Origin of the sequence: Pseudomonas sp. PvP089 (genome assembly GCF_017875165.1) — a bacterium.
Classification (GTDB): Bacteria; Pseudomonadota; Gammaproteobacteria; order Pseudomonadales; family Pseudomonadaceae; genus Aquipseudomonas; species Aquipseudomonas fortuita.
In genome coordinates, this window is record NZ_JAGGME010000001.1 from 6398846 (window position 1) to 6417319 (window position 18474).

At 62.7% G+C, this 18474-nt stretch carries 16 protein-coding genes; 10 read left to right on the forward strand and 6 right to left on the reverse strand.

Features of this window, described 5'->3' with window-relative positions:
- Window positions 1-179 precede the first annotated feature (179 nt).
- Genes def through J3A71_RS29180 form a run of 5 tightly spaced genes read left to right on the forward strand, consistent with a single transcriptional unit; the run spans window position 180 to window position 4703 of the window.
- Complete coding sequence (def, locus tag J3A71_RS29160; RefSeq protein WP_012269876.1) at window positions 180-686, forward strand: peptide deformylase; 507 nt, start codon at window positions 180-182, stop codon at window positions 684-686.
- 60 nt (window positions 687-746) lie between these two features.
- Entirely contained in the window at window positions 747-1679 is a 933-nt protein-coding gene (gene fmt, locus J3A71_RS29165; protein ID WP_060519815.1) for a methionyl-tRNA formyltransferase, read from the forward strand.
- Window positions 1676-2986, forward strand: a complete 1311-nt coding sequence (gene rsmB / locus J3A71_RS29170; RefSeq protein WP_096425423.1) for a 16S rRNA (cytosine(967)-C(5))-methyltransferase RsmB — start codon at window positions 1676-1678, stop codon at window positions 2984-2986. Before fmt ends, rsmB begins: the two co-directional genes overlap by 4 nt.
- Before the next feature lie 23 nt (window positions 2987-3009).
- Window positions 3010-4383 carry a Trk system potassium transporter TrkA gene (gene trkA / locus J3A71_RS29175; protein WP_016489939.1) on the forward strand — a complete coding sequence of 458 codons (1374 nt, stop codon included), beginning with the start codon at window positions 3010-3012 and terminating at the stop codon, window positions 4381-4383.
- Window positions 4384-4394: 11 nt separating this feature from the next.
- A complete protein-coding gene (locus J3A71_RS29180; RefSeq protein ID WP_023048056.1) occupies window positions 4395-4703 on the forward strand; it encodes a tetratricopeptide repeat protein in 309 nt (102 codons plus the stop codon).
- 1074 nt (window positions 4704-5777) lie between these two features.
- Here J3A71_RS29180 and J3A71_RS29185 read toward each other — a convergent pair.
- Both J3A71_RS29185 and J3A71_RS29190 read right to left on the reverse strand, forming a co-directional pair.
- On the reverse strand, window positions 5778-6665 hold the full coding sequence (locus J3A71_RS29185; protein ID WP_096425422.1) for a lysophospholipid acyltransferase: 888 nt from the start codon (window positions 6663-6665) through the stop codon (window positions 5778-5780).
- Between the two features lie 41 nt (window positions 6666-6706).
- On the reverse strand, window positions 6707-7258 hold the full coding sequence (locus tag J3A71_RS29190; RefSeq protein ID WP_096425421.1) for a DNA-3-methyladenine glycosylase I: 552 nt from the start codon (window positions 7256-7258) through the stop codon (window positions 6707-6709).
- Between the two features lie 83 nt (window positions 7259-7341).
- Between J3A71_RS29190 and glyQ the strand changes: the two genes are divergently transcribed.
- From glyQ to J3A71_RS29210, 4 genes are read left to right on the forward strand one after another with little or no spacing between them, the layout of a single operon-like run.
- Complete coding sequence (glyQ, locus tag J3A71_RS29195) at window positions 7342-8289, forward strand: glycine--tRNA ligase subunit alpha (protein WP_012269869.1); 948 nt, start codon at window positions 7342-7344, stop codon at window positions 8287-8289.
- A complete protein-coding gene (gene glyS / locus J3A71_RS29200; RefSeq protein ID WP_023048058.1) occupies window positions 8286-10337 on the forward strand; it encodes a glycine--tRNA ligase subunit beta in 2052 nt (683 codons plus the stop codon). Before glyQ ends, glyS begins: the two co-directional genes overlap by 4 nt.
- Window positions 10338-10340: 3 nt before the next feature.
- On the forward strand, window positions 10341-10868 hold the full coding sequence (gene gmhB / locus J3A71_RS29205; protein WP_023048059.1) for a D-glycero-beta-D-manno-heptose 1,7-bisphosphate 7-phosphatase: 528 nt from the start codon (window positions 10341-10343) through the stop codon (window positions 10866-10868).
- Between the two features lie 45 nt (window positions 10869-10913).
- Complete coding sequence (locus tag J3A71_RS29210) at window positions 10914-11699, forward strand: lysophospholipid acyltransferase family protein (RefSeq protein ID WP_016489932.1); 786 nt, start codon at window positions 10914-10916, stop codon at window positions 11697-11699.
- Between the two features lie 177 nt (window positions 11700-11876).
- Here the strand turns inward: J3A71_RS29210 and J3A71_RS29215 are convergent, their stop codons facing one another.
- Window positions 11877-13496 carry an MFS transporter gene (locus J3A71_RS29215; RefSeq protein ID WP_016489931.1) on the reverse strand — a complete coding sequence of 540 codons (1620 nt, stop codon included), beginning with the start codon at window positions 13494-13496 and terminating at the stop codon, window positions 11877-11879.
- A 97-nt stretch (window positions 13497-13593) separates the two neighbouring features.
- Complete coding sequence (locus J3A71_RS29220; protein ID WP_096425420.1) at window positions 13594-15240, reverse strand: GMC family oxidoreductase N-terminal domain-containing protein; 1647 nt, start codon at window positions 15238-15240, stop codon at window positions 13594-13596.
- 237 nt (window positions 15241-15477) lie between these two features.
- On the opposite strand from J3A71_RS29220, the gene J3A71_RS29225 reads away from it, so the two are divergent.
- Window positions 15478-16365 carry a LysR family transcriptional regulator gene (locus tag J3A71_RS29225; protein WP_060519805.1) on the forward strand — a complete coding sequence of 296 codons (888 nt, stop codon included), beginning with the start codon at window positions 15478-15480 and terminating at the stop codon, window positions 16363-16365.
- Here the strand turns inward: J3A71_RS29225 and J3A71_RS29230 are convergent.
- Window positions 16354-17172 carry a sulfite exporter TauE/SafE family protein gene (locus J3A71_RS29230; RefSeq protein WP_016489928.1) on the reverse strand — a complete coding sequence of 273 codons (819 nt, stop codon included), beginning with the start codon at window positions 17170-17172 and terminating at the stop codon, window positions 16354-16356. The two genes, J3A71_RS29225 and J3A71_RS29230, sit on opposite strands and share 12 nt — an antisense overlap.
- Window positions 17169-18437 (reverse strand): FAD/NAD(P)-binding oxidoreductase, encoded by a 1269-nt coding sequence (locus J3A71_RS29235; RefSeq protein WP_096425419.1) that lies wholly within the window; start codon window positions 18435-18437, stop codon window positions 17169-17171. The genes J3A71_RS29230 and J3A71_RS29235 overlap by 4 nt, the downstream gene beginning before the upstream one ends.
- Window positions 18438-18474: the final 37 nt, after the last annotated feature.

The window sequence follows — 18474 nt, forward strand, 5'->3', positions numbered from 1 at the left end:
CATCTACGTGGCACAACCTGTGGATAACTCTGTGAGTAACACTTTGAAAACCTGTCCATTGGCTGGGGGCTATCAAGCCCATAGACACCCTAGACGAGCTTGCCAGGTGCCGAAATCCCCGTTTCCCTTTATTATGTGTGCTCAGTTTTCAACCGAACGCACAGTGACTGCCTGACCTTATGGCCATCTTGAACATTCTCGAATTCCCGGACCCGCGCCTGCGCACTATCGCCAAACCGGTGACGGAGTTCGACGACGCCCTGCGTCAGCTGATCGACGACATGTTTGAAACCATGTACGAAGCCCCTGGTATCGGCCTGGCCGCCACCCAGGTCAACGTGCACCTGCAGGTCGTGGTCATGGACCTCAGCGAAGACCGCAGCGAGCCGCGCGTCTTTATCAACCCCACGGTCGAAGAGCTGACCCACGACATGGGCCAGTACCAGGAAGGCTGCCTGTCGGTGCCTGGCTTCTATGAGAACGTCGACCGCCCGCTGCGTGTACGGGTCAAGGCCCAGGACCGCGACGGAAAGCCGTTCGAGCTGGAATGCGAAGGCCTGCTGGCGGTGTGCGTGCAGCACGAATTCGATCACCTCAACGGCAAGCTGTTCGTTGACTACCTGTCGCAGCTCAAACGCGACCGGATCAAGAAGAAGCTGGAAAAGCAGCACCGCCAGCAAGCCTGATCCCCCCCTTCCTGAAGGCTTGCTCCGGCAAGCCTTTTTCTATTTTGAAGCGAGAACTCCATGCGCATCGTCTTTGCAGGCACTCCAGAGTTTGCCGCCGAACACCTCAAGGCCCTGCTCGACAGCCCGTACGAGATCGTGGCCGTCTACACCCAGCCCGACCGCCCGGCCGGTCGTGGCCAGAAGCTGATGCCAAGTGCGGTCAAGGCACTGGCCGTCGCCCATGACATCCCGGTGTTCCAGCCGCAGACCCTGCGCAACGCCGATGCCCAGGCCGAACTGGCCGCGCTGCAGCCGGACCTGATGGTGGTGGTCGCCTACGGCCTGATCCTGCCGCAGGCAGTGCTGGATATCCCGCGCCTGGGCTGCATCAACAGCCACGCCTCCCTGCTGCCACGCTGGCGCGGTGCGGCGCCGATCCAGCGCGCCGTGGAAGCCGGCGACGCCGAGAGCGGGGTAACCGTGATGCGCATGGAAGCTGGCCTGGACACCGGCCCAATGCTGCTCAAGGTGGTCACCCCGATCAGCGCCGACGACACCGGCGGCACCTTGCATGATCGCCTGGCCGAAATGGGCCCGCCCGCAGTCGTTCAGGCCATCGCTGGCCTCGCCGACGGTTCGCTGCAAGGTGAAACGCAAGACGATGCCCTGGCCACCTACGCCCACAAGCTGAACAAGGACGAGGCGCGCATTGACTGGACCCGCCCGGCCGTCGAGCTGGAGCGCCTGATCCGCGCCTTCAACCCGTGGCCGGTGTGCCACAGCACCCTCGATGGCGAAAGCGTGAAGGTGCTGGCCGCCAACTTGTCCACAGGCAAAGGCGCCCCGGGCGAAATCCTGTCCGCCAGCAAGGACGGCCTGGTCGTTGCGTGCGGCGACCAGGCGCTGAGCCTGACCCGCCTGCAATTGCCCGGCGGCAAGGCGCTGAACTTCAGCGACCTGTTCAACAGCCGCCGCGAGAAGTTCGCCGCTGGCAAGGTGCTGGGCCAATGAACCCACGTCTCGCCGCTGCCCGTGCCCTTGCCGCTGTACTCAGTGGCAAGGCCTCGCTGAACAGCTCGCTGCCAGCACAACTGGACAAGGTCGATGAACGCGACCGTGGCCTGACCCAGGACTTGGCGTTCGGCACCGCACGCTGGCAGCCACGCCTCGACCTGCTGGCCGCGCAACTGCTGCAAAAGCCTTTCAAGGCCGCCGACGCCGATGTGCAGGCGCTGCTGCTGGTCGGCCTTTACCAGTTGTTCTACACCCGCATTCCGGCCCACGCCGCCATCGGCGAAACCGTGGGCTGTGCCGACAAGCTGAAAAAGCCGTGGGCCAAGGGCCTGCTCAATGCCGTGCTGCGCCGCGCCCAGCGCGAAGGCGAAGCACTGCTCGCCGGCATGGAGCGCGACCCAGTGGTACGCACCGCCCACCCGCGCTGGCTGCAGAAGGCACTGAAAGCCTTCTGGCCGGAGCAGTGGGAAGCCATTTGCGCCGCCAACAACGCCCACCCGCCGATGATTCTGCGGGTCAACCGCCGTCACCACAGCCGCGATGCGTACCTTGCACTGCTGGCCGACGCGGGCATTGACGCCAGCGCCTGCCAGTACAGCCGTGACGGCATCGTGCTGGCCGAGGCCTGCGACGTGCGCGGCCTGCCCGGCTTCGCCGAAGGCTGGGTGAGCGTGCAGGACGAAGCCGCGCAGCTGTCTGCCGACTTGCTCGAACTGGCCCCCGGCCAGCGCGTACTGGACGCCTGCTGCGCCCCAGGGGGCAAAACCTGCCACTTGCTGGAGGCCGAAGCCGGCCTGGCGCAGATGGTGGCCATCGACCTTGAAGCCAAGCGCCTGACCCGCGTGCGCGAGAACCTCGACCGCCTGCAACTGGACGCCGAGCTGATCGCCTGCGATGCCCGCGACACCGCCAGCTGGTGGGACGGCAAGCCGTTCCAGCGCATCCTGCTCGACGCGCCGTGTTCGGCCACCGGCGTAATCCGCCGTCACCCGGACATCAAGCTGACCCGCCAGGCCGACGACATCCCGGCCCTGGCAACACTGCAAGGCGAGCTTCTCGACGCCCTGTGGCCGACCCTGGAAGTAGGGGGCATGCTGCTGTACGCCACCTGCTCCAGCCTGCCGACCGAGAATACCGAAGTGATCGGCGCCTTCCTGGCCCGCACCCCGGGCGCCCGTGAACTGGACCTGGCCACCGAGGCCGGCCTGCGCCAGCCCCACGGCCGCCAGTTGCTGGCCCAGGAGGGCGGCCACGACGGCTTCTACTATGCCAAGCTGATCAAGATCGCCGCCTCACGCGGATAAGACCAAACGGTAGGGAGTAGCGGATGAAGATCATCATCCTCGGCGCAGGGCAGGTAGGCGGTACGCTGGCAGAGCACCTGGCCAGCGAAGCCAACGACATCACCGTGGTCGACACCGATGGCGAGCGCTTGCGCGACCTTGGTGACCGCCTGGACATCCGTACCGTGCAGGGCCGCGGTTCGCTGCCGACGGTGCTGCGCCAGGCCGGTGCCGACGACGCCGACATGCTGGTGGCAGTGACCAACAGCGACGAAACCAACATGGTCGCCTGTCAGGTGGCCTATTCGCTGTTCCACACCCCGACCAAGATCGCCCGGGTGCGTGAATCGTCCTACCTGACACGCGAAGAGCTGTTCGACAACGACCATATCCCGGTCGACGTGCTGATCAGCCCAGAGCAAGTGGTGACCAACTACATCAAGCGCCTGATCGAACACCCAGGCTCACTGCAGGTGATCGACTTCGCCGAAGGCAAGGCCCAGCTTGTGGCGGTGAAGGCTTACTACGGCGGCCCACTGGTCGGCCAGCAGTTGCGCCAGATCCGCGCGCACATGCCCAACGTCGACACCCGCGTGGCGGCGATCTTCCGCCGCGACCGGCCAATCACCCCACGTGGCGACACGGTGATCGAAGCTGACGACGAAGTGTTCTTCATCGCCGCCAAGAAGGACATCCGCGCCGTGATGGGCGAGCTGCGCCGCATCGACGAAACCAATAAACGCATTGTGATCGCCGGCGGTGGGCAGATCGGCGAACGCCTGGCCGAAGCCATCGAGAGCCGCTACCAGGTGAAGATCATCGAGATGAACCCGGCCCGCTGCCGGCACCTCTCCGATACCCTGGAAAGCACTGTGGTGCTGCAGGGCAGCGCCTCGGACAAGGACTTGATGCTCGAAGAGAACATCGCCGACGCCGACATCTTCCTGGCCCTGACCAACGATGACGAAGCCAACATCATGTCGTCGCTGCTGGCCAAGCGCCTGGGCGCGGGCAAGGTAATGACCATCATCAACAACCCGGCCTATGTCGACCTGGTGCAGGGCGGTGATATCGACATTGCCATCAGCCCGCAGCTGGCCACCATCGGCACCCTGCTTGCGCACGTGCGCCGGGGCGACATTGTCAGCGTGCACTCGCTGCGCCGTGGTGCGGCCGAGGCCATCGAGGCGGTGGCGCACGGGGATTCGAAGTCGAGCAAGGTTGTGGGCAAGGCCATCGAAGACATCGCCCTGCCACCGGGTACCACCATCGGCGCCATCATCCGCGACGAAGAGGTGATGATCGCCCACGACGACACCGTGATCGCGTCGGGTGACCATGTGATCCTGTTCGTTGTGGATAAAAAACACATTCGGGATGTGGAGAAGCTGTTCCACGTTGGCTTGAGTTTCTTCTAGGAGAAGAGGGCATGCGCGAATCGCTGGAGAAGATGCTGGCCAAGGGTGTGGATAACCCATTGCTGCGGTTCGGGCTGGGGAAGGCCTGGCTGGATGAAGGCAATGGCGCTGAAGCGGCGGTGCACCTGGCACGGTGTGTGGAGCAGGATCCCAAGTACTCCGCAGCGTGGAAGTTACTGGGCAAAGCGCATCAGTTGCAGGGTGACCTGGCGGCAGCGCGCAGGGCCTGGGAAGACGGGATCGTGGCGGCGCAGGCCCATGGGGACAAGCAGGCCGAGAAGGAGATGGCCGTATTCCTGAAGAAGCTCAACAAGGCCTGAGATTGCCGGGGCTGCTTTGCAGCCCATTCGCGGGGCAAGCCCGCTCCCACAGAGATAGCGTGGGCTGCGCTGAACATCGCGACACAAGGCCGCTCCTTCAGGTGACCGCGATCCCATGTGGGAGCAGGCCGAGAAGGAGATGGCCATGTTCCTGAAGAAGCTCAACAAGGCCTGAGATTGCCGGGGCTGCTTTGCAGCCCATTCGCGGGGCAAGCCCGCTCCCACAGAGATAGCGTGACCTTGTGGGCTGTGCTGAACATCGCGACACAGGGCCGCTCCTTCAGGTGACCGTGACCCCGTGTGAGAGCAGGTCGAGAAGGAGATGGCCGTGTTCCTGAAGAAACTCTACAAGGCCTGAGATTGCCGGGGCTGCTTTGCAGCCCATTCGCGGGGCAAGCCCGCTCCCACAGAGATAGCGTGACCTTGTGGGCTGCGCTGAACATCGCGACACAGGGCCGCTCCTTCAGGTGGCCGTGACCCCGTGTGAGAGCAGGCCGAGAAGGAGATGGCCGTGTTCCTGAAGAAGCTCAACAAGGCCTGAGATTGCCGGGGCTGCTTTGCAGCCCATTCGCGGGGCAAGCCCGCTCCCACAGAGATAGCGTGACCTTGTGGGCTGCGCTGAACATCGCGACACAGGGCCGCTCCTTCAGGTGGCCGTGACCCCGTGTGAGAGCAGGCCGAGAAGGAGATGGCCGTGTTCCTGAAGAAACTCTACAAGGCCTGAGATTGCCGGGGCTGCTTTGCAGCCCATTCGCGGGGCAAGCCCGCTCCCACAGAGATAGCGTGACCATGTGGGCTGCGCTGAACATCGCGACACAGGGCCGCTCCTTCAGGTGACCGTGACCCCGTGTGAGAGCAGGCCGAGAAGGAGATGGCCGTGTTCCTGAAGAAACTCAACAAGGCCTGAGATTGCCGGGGCTGCTTTGCAGCCCATTCGCGGGGCAAGCCCGCTCCCACAGAGATAGCGTGGGCTGCGCTGAACATCGCGACACAAGGCCGCTCGTTCAGGTGACCGCGATCCCATGTGGGAGCGGGCTTGTCCCGCGAAAGGGGCGCAAAGCGCCCCCAGAAATCTCAGTACCAGCGCGGCTCGCCAGCCGGGCGCTTCTTGAAGCGCTTCATGCTCCACATGTATTGGCTCGGGTACTCGCGCACATAGCGCTCGACCACCTTGCTCATCGCCGCCGCCGATTCGGTCACGTCGGTGCTGTACATCGCCTCTGGCGCCGCCTCGAGGAACACCTTGAAGCCCGAGCCATCCGGCAGCCGCAGGGCATGCAGGAACACCCCCACAGCCTTGCCGCCGGCCAGCATGTTCGGCACGAATTTGCTGGTCAGCGCCTGGGTACCCAGGAACGGCACGAACACCCCTGCCGATTCCGCCGGCTCGGGGTCGGCGGGGATGCCTACCTGGCCTCCACGGCGCACTTCCTTGATGATGCTGAGGATGCCTTCCTTGGTCGAAGGCGCCACGCGGTTGCCCATCTGCACACGCTGCTCGCGCAACAGGTCATCCACCGCTTTGAGCTTCGGCGGGCGATAGAAGATGATCGGTTTGCACTGGTTACAGTAAAAGTGGTTCAGCACTTCCCAGTTGCCCAGGTGGCTGGTGATCCCCACCACGCCCTTGCCCGAGGCCAGAGCCTGCTCAAGCACTTCCAGGCCGTGCACTTCCTTGACCAGGTCCAGCGAACGCTGCGGCGGCCAGATCCAGGCACAGGCACTTTCGACAAAGGATTTGCCAATATCCCGCAGCGCCTGGCCAACCAGCTGCTCACGGGCAACCGGGTCCATCTCCGGGAAACACTTGGCCAGGTTGATCCGCACCACGTTGCGCGAACCATTGGGCACTTTCCACATCAGCCAACCGATACCCGCGCCGACGCGCTGTACAGCGCCCCAGGGCAGCTTGGCAAACAGGCGCAGCACCCCGACCATCAGGGCGCCCTTGAACTTTTCCACAGGCGAATTCCTTATTTCAGCAAGGCGCGCATTGTAACCCCTCAGCGCAACAAGGCGGCGTAGCGATCGCAATCGGTGGTGTGGTCCATGACCATGCCGGTGGCCTGCATGAAGGCGTAGCAGATGGTCGGGCCGACAAAGGTGAAGCCGGCTTTCTGCAGGGCCTTGCTCATGGCCTTGGCTTCGTCGGTAACAGCCGGCACGTCGCCGCGCCCTTTGAAGTGGTTGATCTTCGGCTCGCCGCCAACGAACGACCACAGCCATTCGGCCGGGTTATCCACAGCCCGCCAGGCCTGGGCATTGCGCCGCGCAGCCTTGAGCTTGAGGCGGTTGCGGATGATACCCGCATCCTGCATCAGTTCTTCGATACGCTCGTCGCTCATGGCGGCCAGCTTTTCCGGGTCGAAGCCGTACAGCACCTCGCGATAACGCTCGCGTTTGCGCAAAACGGTTATCCACGAAAGCCCGGCCTGGAACCCTTCGAGCAAAAGCATCTCGAAGAGCAACGCCGGGTCACGCTGTGGCGTTCCCCATTCCTGGTCATGGTAGGCCTGGTACAACGGATCGTCGGTACACCAAAAGCAGCGTGGCATAAGGCTCCAATGAGTAGAGGGCGAGGCGAATCAGGTTATACTCCCGCTCTTTACATCCGCATCCCCAGATACAGGTGAATTTCGTGAGCCAGCCTACGCCAGCCGTGCGTACCTTCCAAGACCTGATCCTCGCCCTGCAGAACTACTGGGCAGCTCAAGGTTGTGTGGTGCTTCAGCCCTACGATATGGAAGTAGGCGCCGGCACTTTCCATACCGCCACGTTCCTGCGCGCCGTCGGCCCAGAAACCTGGAACGCCGCCTACGTGCAGCCTAGCCGTCGCCCTGCCGACGGGCGGTATGGCGAAAACCCAAACCGCCTGCAGCACTACTACCAGTTCCAGGTCGTGCTCAAGCCCAACCCGGCCAACTTCCAGGAGCTGTACCTCGGCTCGCTGAAAGCCATCGGCCTGGATCCGCTGGTGCACGACATCCGCTTCGTCGAAGACAACTGGGAATCGCCGACCCTCGGCGCCTGGGGTCTGGGCTGGGAAATCTGGCTCAACGGGATGGAAGTCACCCAGTTCACCTACTTCCAGCAGGTAGGCGGTATCGAGTGCTACCCGGTCACCGGTGAAATCACCTACGGCCTGGAGCGCCTGGCCATGTACATCCAGGGCGTCGACTCGGTGTACGACCTGGTGTGGGCCGACGGCCCGTTTGGCAAAGTCACCTATGGCGACGTGTTCCACCAGAACGAGGTGGAGCAGTCGACCTACAACTTCGAGCACGCCAATGTCGACAAGCTGTTCGAACTGTTCGACTTCTACGAAAGCGAAGCCAACCGCCTGATCAAGCTGGATCTGCCGTTGCCGACCTATGAAATGGTCCTGAAGGCCTCGCACACCTTCAACCTGCTGGACGCCCGCCGCGCCATCTCGGTAACCGAGCGCCAGCGTTACATCTTGCGTGTACGTACCCTGGCCCGGGACGTGGCGCAAAGCTATCTGCAAGCCCGCGCACGCCTGGGCTTCCCGATGGCCACCCCTGAATTGCGTGACGAAGTGTTGGCTAAGCTGGAGGCTGCACAATGAGTGCTCAAGATTTCCTGGTAGAACTGGGCACCGAAGAGCTGCCACCCAAGGCCCTCGCCACCCTCGGCGACGCCTTCCTGGCCGGCATCGAGAAAGGCCTGCAGGCCGCTGGCCTGAACTACACCGGCAAGCAGGTGTACGCCGCGCCGCGCCGCCTGGCCGTGCTGATCCGCCAGCTGGACGTGCAGCAGCCTGACCGCAGCATCAATATCGACGGCCCGCCCCTGCAGGCTGCTTTCAAAGACGGCGAGCCGACCCAGGCTGCTCTTGGCTTTGCCAAGAAATGCGGTGTAGATCTGTCGGAAATCGACCAGAGCGGCGCCAAGCTGCGCTTCTCCCAGCATATCCCAGGCAAGGCCACCGCCGGCTTGCTGCCAACCATCGTCGAAGATTCGCTCAACGACCTGCCGATTCCCAAGCGCATGCGCTGGGCGGCCAGCCGTGAAGAGTTCGTACGCCCGACGCAATGGCTGGTGATGCTGCTGGGCGACCAGGTGGTCGACTGCACCATCCTGTCGCAGAAAGCCGGCCGTGAATCCCGTGGCCACCGCTTCCACCACCCGGAAAACGTCGTCATCACCACCCCGGCCAACTACGTCGAAGACCTGCGCAAAGCCTACGTGCTGGCCGACTTCGCCGAGCGCCGCGAGCTGATCAGCAAGCGTACCGCCGAGCTGGCCATGCAGCAGGAAGGCACCGCCATCGTGCCGCCTGCGCTGCTGGACGAAGTGACTGCCCTGGTCGAGTGGCCAGTGCCGCTGGTGTGCTCGTTCGAGGAGCGTTTCCTTGAAGTGCCACAGGAAGCCCTGATCACCACCATGCAGGACAACCAGAAGTACTTCTGCCTGCTGGACAGCGAAGGCAAGCTGCTGCCGCGCTTCATCACCGTGGCCAACGTCGAGAGCCGCGACCCGAAGCAGATCGTGCAAGGCAACGAGAAGGTCGTGCGCCCACGCCTGACCGACGCCGAGTTCTTCTTCAAGCAGGACAAGAAGCAGCCGCTGGAAACCTTCAACGAGCGCCTGAAAAACGTGGTGTTCCAGGCTCAGCTGGGCACTGTGTACGACAAGGCCGAGCGTGTTTCCAAACTGGCTGCGTTCATCGCCCCGCTGATCGGCGGCGACGCCCAGCGCGCCGGCCGTGCCGGCCTGCTGTCCAAGTGCGACCTGGCCACCGAGATGGTCGGCGAGTTCCCCGAAATGCAGGGTGTTGCCGGTTACTACTACGCGCTCAACGACGGTGAGCCGCAGGACGTCGCCCTGGCTTTGAACGAGCAGTACATGCCGCGCGGTGCTGGCGCCGAGCTGCCGCAGACCCTCACCGGTGCTGCCGTGGCCATCGCCGACAAACTCGACACCCTGGTTGGCATCTTCGGCATCGGCATGCTGCCTACCGGGAGCAAGGACCCGTACGCCCTGCGCCGTGCTGCCTTGGGCGTGCTGCGCATTCTGATCGAGAAGCAGCTCGACCTGAACCTGACCGGTGCGGTCGAGTTCGCAGTCAAGCAGTTCGGCGCCAAGGTCAAGGCCGCTGGCCTGGCCGAACAGGTACTGGAATTCATCTTCGACCGCCTGCGTGCGCGTTACGAAGACGAAGGCATCGACGTGGCCACCTACCTGTCGGTGCGTGCCCTGCAGCCAGGCTCGGCCCTGGACTTCGACCAGCGTGTGCAAGCTGTGCAGGCCTTCCGCAAGCTGCCGGAAGCCGAAGCCCTGGCCGCGGTGAACAAGCGTGTATCGAACTTGCTGAGCAAGGCCGAAGGTGCCATCGCCGAACAGGTCGAGCCAAAGTACTTCGACAACGCCAACGAGTTCTCCCTGTACTCGGCCATCCAGCAGGCCGACCAGGCCGTGCAGCCGATGGCTGCTGCACGCCAGTACAGTGAATCGCTGGCCCGCCTGGCGGCCCTGCGTGACCCGGTCGACGCCTTCTTCGAAGCGGTGATGGTCAACGCTGAAGATGCCAAGGTACGCGCCAACCGTTATGCCCTGCTCAGCCGCCTGCGCGGCCTGTTCCTGGGCGTGGCCGACATTTCGCTGCTGGGGTAAGCCTTGAAACTGCTGATTCTCGACCGTGACGGGGTCATCAACCATGACTCCGACGCCTACATCAAGACGCTGGAAGAATGGGTGCCGATCCCTGGCTCGGTCGAGGCCATCGCGCAGTTGAGCAAAGCGGGCTGGACGGTGGCCGTGGCCACCAACCAGTCCGGCATTGCCCGTGGCTATTACACACTGGCAACCCTGGAAGCCATGCACGCACGCCTGCGCGAGCTGGTGGCGGAGCAGGGGGGCGAGGTGGGCCATATCGTGTATTGCCCGCACGGGCCGGACGATGGCTGCGATTGCCGCAAGCCAAAGCCTGGCATGCTGGTGGCGATTGCCGAGCATTACCGGGTCGCCCTGCAAGGCGTCTGGTTCGTCGGCGACAGCAAAGGTGACCTGGAGGCCGCCCTGGCCGTCGGTGCACAACCCGTGTTGGTAAAAACTGGCAAGGGCGAGCGGACCCTGGAAAAAGGTGTCCCTGAAACTACACTGATTTTCGACGATCTGGCAGCTATCGCCAGAGAACTAATTTAACAGTGCGCCTTCGGGCGCATTTTTCTCAGGCGGGCATGCCCCGCAATGGTACAAGCCACTATGTCGATCCTGCAGGCGATCAGAATCTTTCTTTTTTACCTGCTGCTGGGCACCAGTTCACTGCTGTGGTGCTCGCTGAGCTTCTTCATCGCGCCGTTCCTGTCGTTCCCCAAGCGCTACAGGTTCATCAACGTGTATTGGTGTCGCTGCGCGCTGTTCCTGGTGCGCACCATTCTCGGCATCGACTACAAGGTCACCGGCGCCGAAAACGTGCCGAAAGAGCCCTGTGTGATCCTGTCCAACCACCAAAGCACTTGGGAAACCTTCTTCCTTTCCCAGTACTTTTCGCCGCTGAGCCAAGTGCTCAAGCGCGAGCTGCTGTACGTGCCGTTTTTCGGCTGGGCCATGGCCATGCTGCGGCCGATCGCGATCAACCGCGACAACCCAAAGGAAGCGTTGCGCCAGGTGGCGAGCAAAGGCGACGAGCTGCTCAAGCAGAAGACTTGGGTGCTGATCTTCCCGGAAGGCACCCGCGTGCCCTTCGGCACCGTGGGCAAGTTCTCCCGCGGCGGTACTGCGCTGGCCGTGAATGCCGGGCTGCCGGTGCTGCCGATTGCCCACAATGCCGGCAAGTTCTGGCCGAAGACAGGTTGGGGCAAGCGTGCCGGTACCATCGAAGTGGTGATTGGCGAGCCGATGTACGCCAATGGCACCGGGCCACGTGCCATCGCCGAACTCAATGACCGCGCAGCGGCGTGGAACGAAGCGACTCAACGGGCCTTGGGTTCGCTGCCGCCAGCTGATGAAAAACCCCAACAGCAGATGGCCTGATCATCTGTGGATAACTTGTGAGCAGTTTTTCGATCAAATGCTTGAAATGATCGCTAAGTACTTGAATTAGAAGTTTATTTCCACTTATGAAATTTTTCTGAAAAGCGTGCATAAGTTTTTCCGCGGCATAAAAAAACCGGCTTTTACAGCCGGTTTTTTTATGCCGGATGAACAGGGTCAGACCTTGTCGAGATCCACATCCTTGGTTTCTTTAAGGCAGAAAATCCCCACCACCAGGCTGATCCCGGTCACCAGCACCGGGTACCACAATCCGTAGAAGATATCCCCGGTATACACCACCAGCGCGAACGATACCGTTGGCAGGAAACCGCCGAACCAGCCATTACCAATATGGTAGGGCAGGGACATTGAGGTGTAGCGGATACGGGTCGGGAACAGCTCGACCATTACCGCTGCCAGCGGGCCATAGGTCATGGTCGCGATCAGGATCATCGCCACGATCAGCACCACCACCATTACCTGGTTGACCTGCCCTGGGTCGGCCTTGGCCGGGTAGCCCGCCTGCTCCACTGCGCTGCGCATGGCCGCTTCGTCGTAGCCATTGATGGTCTTTTCACCAATATTCACTACCACATCGCTGCCGGCCACGTTCACTGAGCTATACGGCAGGCCCTGCTTCACCAGGAATGTCTTGACCTTGTCGCACGGGCTGTCAAAACGAGCCTTGCCCACCGGGTCGAACTGGAAGGTGCAATTTTGTGGGTCGGCCGTGACCACGATAGGCGCCTGCCGGCTGGCTGCGTCGATCTGAGGGTTGGCGTAATGGCTTAGCGCCTTGAACAGCGGGAAGTACAGCACCGTGGCCAACAGCAGGCCGAGCATCAGGATCGGCTTGCGGCCAATACGGTCCGACAGCCAACCGAAAAACACGAAGAACGGCGCACCGATCACCACACTGATGATCAGCAGCGTGTTGGCCTGGGCAGGGTCCATCTTCAGCATTTGGGTCATGAAGAACAACACATAGAACTGCGCCGTATAGAAGGTCACGGCTTGCCCGGCGTTGATGCTGAACAAGGCGGTCAGCACCACTTTCAGGTTCGGCCAAGAGGTGAACGACTCACGAATAGGCGACTTGCTGACCTTGCCCTGGGCCTTCATTTTCACGAAGGCCGGCGACTCGTGCATGCTCATGCGGATCCAGGTGGAAATGGCCAGCAGCACGATCGACAACAGGAACGGCAGGCGCCAGCCCCAGGTTTCGAACTGGTCGCCACTGATGTAGCGGCTGCCCAGCACCACCAGCAGCGACAACAACAGGCCAAGGGTGGCCGTAGACTGGATGAAACCGGTGTAAAAGCCCCGTTTGCCATGGGGCGCATGCTCGGCCACATAGGTGGCAGCACCGCCGTACTCCCCCCCCAGCGCCAGCCCTTGGAGCATGCGCAGGATCACCAGGATGATCGGTGCGGCAATGCCGATACTGGCATAAGTGGGCAGCAAGCCCACGGCGAAGGTGGACAAACCCATCAGCACGATGGTGACCAGGAAGGTGTACTTGCGCCCGATCATGTCGCCCAGGCGGCCGAACACCAATGCACCGAACGGCCGCACCAGAAAGCCGGCGGCGAAGGCCATGAGGGCGAAGATGAATGCGGTGGTGTCGTTCACCCCAGCAAAGAACTGCTTGCTGATGACCGCTGCCAGCGCACCATAGAGAAAAAAGTCATACCACTCGAAAACCGTCCCGAGGGATGACGCGAAAATGATCTTGCGTTCTTCACGGCGGCTGGAGCTGCTGGCCGCCGCACCCTGTTCCTGGATGTAATCCGACATCGTTGCTGTCCTCGGCCCGCAGGCCACAGTGATTATTCTTTTTGTTCCACTGTCGGCGGCTTCTGACCGCGAGCCACCGGTGTTGCACGCACCCGGGTCAGGGGGTCGGTATCGCGTCTTCGTTCATGTAGGTCTGGGTAGCAGCTCCTTTGAGGATCAGTTGCGCCGCCTTCTCGGCGATCATCAGGGTCGGTGAACAGGTATTACCGGAGGTGATCTGCGGCATGATCGAGGCATCGGCCACACGCAAACCGGGGATGCCGTGCACGCGCAACTGGTTATCCACAACGTCCAAGGCACCGCTGCCCATACGGCAGGTACCGACCGGGTGGAAGATGGTGGTGCCAATTTTGCCGGCTGCCTCAAACAGCTCTTGCTCGGTTTGCAGGGCTGGGCCTGGCAGGTATTCCTTGGGGTCGAACGCTGCAAGGGCAGGGGCCTGCACGATGCGCCGGGTGAGGCGGATGGCATCGGCGGCCACGCGCAGGTCCTGTGGCTCGCTGAGGTAGTTGGGGTCGATCAGCGGCGTGCTGTTCATGTCGGTGCTGCTGATATCGATACGCCCGCGGCTTACCGGACGCAGGTTGCACACCGATGCGGTAAAGGCCGGGAACGAATGCAGCGGCTCACCGAAGCGCTCCAGTGAAAGCGGCTGAACGTGATACTGCAGGTTGGCGGTGGCCTGGTCCGGGCTCGAGCGCACGAACGCGCCCAGCTGGCTCGGCGCCATCGCCAGTGGGCCGCTGCGGTCATAAAGGTAGCGCAGGCCCATGCCCATCTTGCCCCAGAGGCTATTGGCCATCTGGTTCAAGGTGCGGGTATTGCGGATCTGGTAGATCAGGCGCAGTTGCAGGTGGTCCTGAAGGTTGCCCCCCACGCCCGGCATATCGTGGCGTACACCAATGCCCAGGCTTTCCAGCAGCTGGCGCGGGCCGATGCCGGAGCGTTGCAGAATACCGGGTGAACCAACAGCGCCGGCGCAGAGGATGATTTCGCGACGCGACGCAAACTCGTGCCAGGCGCCTTGCCAAAATGCTTTCACGGCCCGCGCCCGGGTGTTGTTGAGCAGTAGCTGGTCAACCTGAACGCCGGTCAGCACAGTGAGGTTGGCGCGGTCCTTTATCGGCCTCAGGAAAGCTTTGGAGGCGTTCCAGCGTACGCCGCTGCGCTGGTTGACCTGAAAGTATCCACAGCCCTGGTTGTCGCCGGTGTTGAAGTCGTCGACCTTGCCGATGCCGCTTTGCTCGGCGGCATCACGGAAAGCATCGAGGATTGGCCAGCTGTAGCGCTGGCGCTCGACCCGCCATTCGCCGTCACCGCCGTGGTGCTCACTGGCGCCGGCGAAGTGGTTTTCGCTGGCCTTGAACAGCGGCAGCACGTCCTTCCAGGCCCAGCCGTCATTGCCTTGCTCGGCCCAGCGGTCATAGTCCGCCGCCTGGCCACGCATGTAGATCATGCCGTTGATTGAAGAACAGCCACCGAGCACCTTGCCGCGTGGGTAGCCCAGTGCGCGCCCCCCCAGGCCTGGCTGCGCCTCGGTCTTGAAGCACCAGTCAGTGCGCGGGTTGCCGATGCAATAGAGATAGCCGACGGGGATGTGAATCCAGGGATAGTTGTCGCGGCCACCTGCTTCCAGCAGCAAAACGCGGCAGGATGGGTCGGCGGACAAACGGTTGGCCAGAAGGCAACCGGCGGGACCGGCCCCTACGACCACGTAGTCGAAGACAGAATCGGCTGATGGCATTTGCAACTTCGCGCCCGTTTTTTATTCTTGTCCCGATCCATCTTAGTGCGTAATTTCGTGAGTGAAACACGAGATTTCGCGCAGCCGTTGTGCGTTTTAGCACAGGGGTAAGCCTATACCGGCCTCTTAGCGGTAAACCCGCTCCCACAGGTTCGACGCTGCTTCTGAAGGCGGCGCGGTCCCTGTGGGAGCGGGTTTACCCGCGAAAGGGCCGGACGAACAGCCACAAGGATCAGCATGTTCGACTGGAACGATCTGCGGTTTTTCCTCGAGTTGCAGCGCAGCGGCCGCCTGCTTACCGCCGCCAAGCGCCTCAACACAACCCACAGCACCGTGGCCCGGCATATCGAGAGCATCGAGCAAAGCCTGGGCACTGCGCTGTTTGTACAACATGCCCAGGGCTACGAGCTGACCCCCTCGGGCCAAGCCCTGCTCAAGCATGCCGAGGCCATGGAGAACGTCGCGCTGTTGGCGCAGGAAGAAATCACCCAGGCCATCACCCCGTTGGGCAAAATTCGCCTGGGGGTGACCGAAGGCATCGGCATCATGTTCTTCACCCCACGCATGAACGCGTTGTTCGAGCGCTACCCGGGCCTGGAGGTGGAACTGGTGGCGGTGCCGCGCTTTGTCAGCATCCTCAACCGCGAAGCGGAGATCAGCATTCACCTGGAACGCCCCAACGCCGACCTGCTGATAACCCGCAAGCTCACCGACTACCGCCTGGCGCTGTACGCCAGCCAGGACTACCTGGACCGGGCACCGCCGTTGCGCAACCGTGAGGACCTGGCCCGGCACAACTGGATCGGCTACGTCGACGACCTGCTGTTCAGCCAGGAACTGCTGTTTCTCAACAGTTTCTGCCGGGCACCGACCGTGGTGTTTCGCAGCACCAGCGTCATTGCCCAACAGGCTGCCGCCCGCGCCGGGCTGGGCATCGCCGTACTGCCCAACTACATGGCTCACGACGACCCGACGCTGGTGCGCGTACTGCCTGGCGAAACCATCCAGCGCAGCTACTGGATCTGCACCCGCCGCGAGCTGCACAAGTCAGTGCGCCTGCGGGTGGTGTGGGACTACCTGCTGGCGCTGTGCGCCGCAGAACAGGACGCGCTGCTAGCCCAATAGTGCCTTGCCAGCCAGCAGCAATGCCGCCGTCCAACCGGCCACCGCAAACATCTGCTGCAAACGCGGCCCGGCCAGCCTGGCCGCCAATGGCCGCGCCAGCAGCAGGCCGAGCACCGCGCCTGATGCAAACGGGGCTCCAACCTGCCAATGCATCACACCCGCCAGGCTGGCGCTGACCACACTGCCGGTGGACACCAGTGCGATCACCGCCAGCGAGGTGGACACGATGCTGGCCATGCGCAGGTTGGTATAGCGGTTCAGGGCCGGGATGATGACGAAACCACCGCCAACCCCCAGCAGACCAGACAGCAACCCAGACAAGGCACCGGTAAATGCCAGGGCACGCGCGCATGGCAGGGTCCAGCGCAAGCGACCTTGCAACGGGTTCAGCACACAGGGTTCGATATAGCGATGGGCGTCATTGGCTTCACCGCGCAGGTCTTTGGCCGCCTTGCGCCAGATACGCAGGCAGGCGTACACCAGCACCCCGGCAAACACCAACTGCAAAGGTGTATTCGGCAAGCGGTGCGCCAGCATCAGCCCGAACGGCGCCGCTGCTACGCCGATCAGTGCGATAAACAGCGCCGCCCGATAACGCACCAACCCCTGACGCAAACCCAGCACTGCGCCAACCGCCGCCGCCATGCCTACGGCCAACAGGCCGACCGGTGCAGCCTCGACCATCGACAGCCCCAGGCCGAACACCAGCAAGGGCACAGCAAGAATGCCACCGCCGGCGCCGGTCAACGCCAGCACCGCACCGATGATCGCGCCCAGGCCCGCCCCCAACAATTGATGTTCGATCACTGCCCACCCTCGACTACCAACTGCGGGCGCGCCAGCCACTCGCGGCCCTTGAGCATGCCTTGCCAGTACAGCGGCGGCAGCGCCTGCGCCTTGAGCAACCAGGCCAGACGCGTCGGCTTGCGGCCATCCAGCAACCAACTGGGAAAGCTCGGTGCCAGTTTGCCGCCATAGGTGAACTCGGCCAGGACGATCTTCCCGCGCTCTACCGTCAGCGGGCACGAGCCATAGCCATCGTACTGGGCGAGGGTGGGCAGCCGGCCCAGTGCCACCAGCACGTTGTTGGCCACTACCGGCGCCTGCTTGCGGGCCGCTGCGGCGGTCTTGGCATTGCTGGTATTGGCCACGTCACCCAGGGCATGGATGTTGGTGTACTTGCGATGGCGCAGGGTATGCGGATCGACATCGACCCAGCCGGCGTTATCGGCCAACGGGCTTTCGCGAATAAAAGCCGGCGCCACCTGTGGCGGTACCACGTGGAGCATGTCGAACGCCTCGATGCGCGTTTCACTGCTGCCATCGGGCAGCGTGCGTACGAAGGTGGCGCGCTTGTTCGGACCGTCCACAGCGACCAACCTGTGGGAAAAATTGAGGTCCACAGCGTATTTTTCGATGTACTTCATCAACGCAGGCACGTAGTCCGCCACACCGAACAACACTGCCCCGGCATTGAAGAAGCTGGCTTTAACCGCCCCCAGATGGCCGTTGCGCAGCCAATGATCGCAAGACAGGTACAGCGCCTTCTGCGGTGCGCCCGCACATTTGATCGGCATGGGCGGCTGGCTGAATACGGCACGGCCTTGCTTGAGTTTCTGCACCAGCTCCCAAGTGTAGGGCGCCAGGTCGTAACGGTAATTGGAGGTGACCCCGTTGCGGCCCAAGGTTTCACAGAGCCCCTCAATTGCCGCCCAGTCCAGTGTGAGGCCAGGGCACACTATCAGCTGTTCATAGCTGATGGCACGACCGCCCTCGAGCATGACCAACTGGCCCAGAGGGTCGAAACCCTGCACCCGCGCCTTGACCCAGCGCACACCACGCGGGATGGTCGAAGCCATGGTGCGGGCGGTGCTCGGTGCCTTGAACACACCGGCCCCGACCATGGTCCAGCCGGGTTGGTAGTAATGCACATCGGCGGGGTCGATCAAGGCAACGTCCAGCGACGGGTCACGGCTGATCAGGCTGGAAGCGGTGGCGATACCAGCGGCACCGGCACCGACGATGACCACCTTGTGGTGGTCGGTATTGGCAGGGGACAACAAGGCAGGCATGGCGGTAAATCCTGGAAATCTGATTATGGGGCAGGGC